3 protein-coding genes are annotated in these 3,835 nt (G+C 54.6%); all 3 read right to left on the bottom strand.

From position 1 onward, the window contains the following. A partial coding sequence (locus tag ABX962_RS32325) for a sulfatase (RefSeq protein WP_372725813.1) occupies positions 1-1,211 on the bottom strand: 1,211 nt, incomplete at its 3' end. Beyond that, positions 1,211-2,848, bottom strand: coding sequence for an arylsulfatase (locus ABX962_RS32320; RefSeq protein WP_372725811.1), 1,638 nt, complete (start codon positions 2,846-2,848; stop codon positions 1,211-1,213). The genes ABX962_RS32320 and ABX962_RS32325, both read right to left, overlap by 1 nt. Before the next feature lie 118 nt (positions 2,849-2,966). Then, positions 2,967-3,835 (bottom strand): glycoside hydrolase family 97 C-terminal domain-containing protein (locus tag ABX962_RS32315; protein ID WP_372725810.1); only part of this gene is annotated, 869 nt, incomplete at its 5' end.

The following is a 3,835-nucleotide window of genomic DNA, read 5'->3' as shown; positions in this document are numbered from 1 at the left end:
TCCAGGTTGTACAGGACTGGCGATTCGATGTTGGTAAAGGTCTTGTTTTTGTCCCAAAAGGGAAGCTGTTTTGTGGTGCGTGGCAGATGTAGTTTCCAATGACCATGACGAATCGCTTGCAAATTCTCGCAGTTGTAATAGAAGAAAGGTTCATCGTCGGGACGCGTCAGCGGTTTGCCTTGCAACAGTGGCAGCAAACTCACACCGTCGAGTTTTCGATCTGCCGGCAGAGGCTCGCCAATGATTTCGGACAAGGTTGGGAACAAGTCCATCGCGACCACGGGGGTGTCGGATTGCACGCCTTGCTTGATCACCGCAGGCCAATGAAAGATAAACGGCACTCGGTGGCCGCCTTCGAAGGTGACGTATTTAGTGCCTCGGTAGGGCGCGGCATATTGCGGCTTCACAGGCCCGTTGTCCGATGTGAAGATGACGATCGTGTTCTCAGCGATGCCGGCCTCTTCGAGCGCCTGCATCATTTCACCGACACCCCAATCGAGTTCCTGGATCACGTCGCCACGGACGCCGTCCTTCGAGGATCGCACAAAATCCTTGCCAGCTTGGTAGGGCGTGTGCGGATAGTTGTGGGCGAAGTACAGAAAGAATGGTTGGTCGCCGTGGTCGCGGATGATCTGGGCCGCGCGGTCGGTGTACAGTTTGGTTAACTGGTCCAACGGCGTTTGCGTATAGATTTCTTTTTCGCCGTCATAGAAATGGGATGAATGGCCGGCGTTGTTGGGCATGCCGTAGTAGTGATCAAACCCGTGTCGGAAAGGATGGAACTCGGGCTCCTTGCCGAGGTGCCACTTGCCAATCATGAAAGTCTGGTAGTCCTGTTTCTTGAACTGTTCCGCCAATGTGACTTCATCAGGATTCAGTCCCAGAAACCAGTGTTCATCACGAATGGGGTTGATGCCCATGTACAGTCCGCATCGCTGCGGATAGCTACCCGTCAAGAACGCTGCCCGCGAGGGCGAACAAATTGACGCACCTGTATGGAAGTCAGTGAACTTGACTCCGTCGGCCGCCAGCCGGTCGAGGTTCGGTGTCTTGACCTTCGTCGCGCCATAGCAACCAATGTCCGAATACCCAAGGTCATCGGTCAAAAAGAAAATGACGTTCGGCCGGGCAGGCGTCTGGGCGATACCCAAACTCGGGATCAAAAGAAGGCTCAGAATCCCGGCCAGCAATGAAAAATTGCAAATTTTCATTACTTGGTCGCCTTCTGCTTACGAATGCGTTGTTGCTTTGCGTCCGCTGGCGTCTTGGGACGATACGAATTCAGCAGCGTCTCCATTTCCTGGACGACTTCGGGGTATTGGTTGTAAAGATTTTGGGTTTGTCGTACATCATTTTCCAGGTCGTACAATTGAGCTGGCGGCGCACCACGTTTGAGCTTTCCATTTTCGATGTCGCTGTTTTCGCCGCCAACAAAGGCCACCGCAGGTGGGCCGCCCCAGGCGTGTTGGTTCGGCTTCGACCCGCCGAACCCGCCGCTTCCTCTTGCCCCGATATACATCCACTTGCCTTTACGGATACCCAAATTCGCTGGTTTGTGAGGAGCCAGAAGCAACTCGGTGCGAAGTGGTTCGGCAGGATTCTCTAAGAACGCGGGCAACACGTTGACGCTGTCGGTGTCTTCCACAGCATCCAGGTCTTGACCGGTCAGTGCCGTAAACGTGGCCAGCATGTCAACGTTACAAATCAACTGATCCGACGTGCTGCCGGCCTCGATCTTTCCAGGCCAACGGGCGATAAAGGGAACGCGATGCCCGCCCTCCCAGACACCGAATTTGAAGCCCAGCAGATCGCCGTTGATGCGATGCCCCGCCTTGACGGCATTGCGTCCGCCGAGATTCAGCATCGCGCCGTTGTCACTGGTGAAAATGATCAGCGTGTTTTCGCTCAAACCCTGCTTTTCGAGGCACCCGGTCACTTCGCCAACCATCCAGTCCAGCTCTTGGATAAAGTCGCCGTAGAGCTCCGCATCGCTCGAACCCTGAAACCGCTTGCCGGGGGTGAAGGGGTGGTGAATATGAGTCGTGGCCATATAGAGAAAGAACGGCTTCTGCTTGTTCGCCGTGATCCAGTCTACTGCCTTTCCCGCCAAAACCGTTCCGACTGTATAGTCGTTGTAGTTTTTGTGAGCTTCCACGGCTCCTTTGAACATGTTGGGAGTGCGCTGCGAGGCCTCAGGCGGAATTTCTGTGATCGGCGTTGCCTCTTTTTCATGCCCGCGGCCGATATAGACCAGTGGATCGGCAGGGTCGCTGCCAACGATGCGATCGTTCTCGACATAGACAAAGGGAGGAGCGCTGTTCACGACGGGTAACCCAAAGTAGTAATCAAAACCGAGGTCTTGAGGCCCCGGCCGCAGTGGTTCTTTCCAGTCGTTCTGTCCCTCTCCGAACCCCAGATGCCATTTACCCAGTGCCGCGGTTGCGTAACCTTTGTTCTTGAACACGTCCGCAATCGTCAGCTGATCTGTGTCAACAAGCAGTCCGGATGTAACGGGCGCGGGTCCCCACACGCCTTTGCCACCATTGCCGCGGCTGGGATACTCGCCTGTCAACAAGGCGTAGCGTGAGGGCGTGCAAACGGCGGATGCGGTGTGGGCGTCGGTGAATCGGCGTCCTGCTTTAGCCAGCGCGTCGATGTTCGGCGTCTGGACTTTCGTTGCCCCGTAGCAACCCAAATCGCCGTAGCCCAAATCATCTGCTAGGATGTACACGACATTTGGATTCGAGGGGCTCGCATTGGTGCCTGGTTGTGCACTCACACGATTCGACGATCCCACATGCAGTGGCAAGGTCAGCAAGAACACACCGATATAGTGTTGTAGTTTCATGGTTTTGTTCAGCGGTGAGGAGATTGGGTTGGAGAAGCGTGGTCGATTAGTTCCATCGATCTAAAAAATTGCGGCCGAATCCTCCGGCGACATCAAAGGCTCTTTCCGCTCAGCATTCTCAGGGTTTACGGTGGACCGGACGCAGAATCATGGCATGTCCGCCGCCGACCGCCATTTTAGCTGGAAGCACATCGTGGCGTTTCACGGTCGCCGTGGTGATTTCATACGCTTCGGGATTCTTTACGCCGTGTGCGTCGGACGAATCCTGATAGATCGTCGCTTGATAGGTTTTTCCGGGCTCAAGGAAATCAAGCGGAATGTCAAGCGTTTGAGCGGTCTGATCGCTGACCGAACCGATAAACCATCGATCGCCGGTGCGGCGAGCAACCGTGATGTAGTTTCCGATCTTCGAATTCAACACTCGAGTGTCGTCCCATGTCGCAGGCATTTGTTTCAGGAATTCAAACAGATCTGCTTTTTTTAGGTACTCTTCCGGCGCGTCGGGCAGTGTCACCAATCCCGTATAAATCACCAGGTTGCGAGCCACTTCGCTGACCACGGTCGAGATGTAGCTGTTCCTCTTCTTGGGCCCTTTCTTACGCTCACCCGCGTTGATGCTGTTGATCCCAAAGTTTCCATTGGACATATCCAACGGGCCTGTCAATGCACTGACCATTGCCATTTGCAGGAAGGTTTCGGGCGTAAACGCACTCCGGCTGTCTTGTTGGCCATGGCAATATTCGCGGGTGATCAAATTGGGCATCGTTCTCTCGACACCCGCCATCGGCACCGGTCCGTCATGAAAATTGATCAACAACTTGTTTTCCGCGGCTGCATTGATGGCGTCTCGGGTGAAATCGGCCTTATTGCCCATGAAACCGTACTTCATGCCCGTCGCACCCAGATCTGCATAGTGACGGAACAGTGTTTCATCGCCGAAGTTTCCTTTCTTGCGGTCGTAATAGAGCATGATCATCACGCCCTTTT

The organism is Novipirellula sp. (assembly GCF_041583735.1).
In the GTDB taxonomy this organism is placed as follows: domain Bacteria; phylum Planctomycetota; class Planctomycetia; order Pirellulales; family Pirellulaceae; genus Novipirellula.
Note: the sequence above shows the minus strand (reverse complement) of the source record. Positions and strands in the feature narration are given on the sequence as shown.

Excerpts from the sequence above, each read along its gene's own strand:
- ABX962_RS32320 (WP_372725811.1), bottom strand. The coding sequence starts at position 2,848 with ATGAAACTACAACACTATATCGGTGTGTTCTTGCTGACCTTGCCACTG.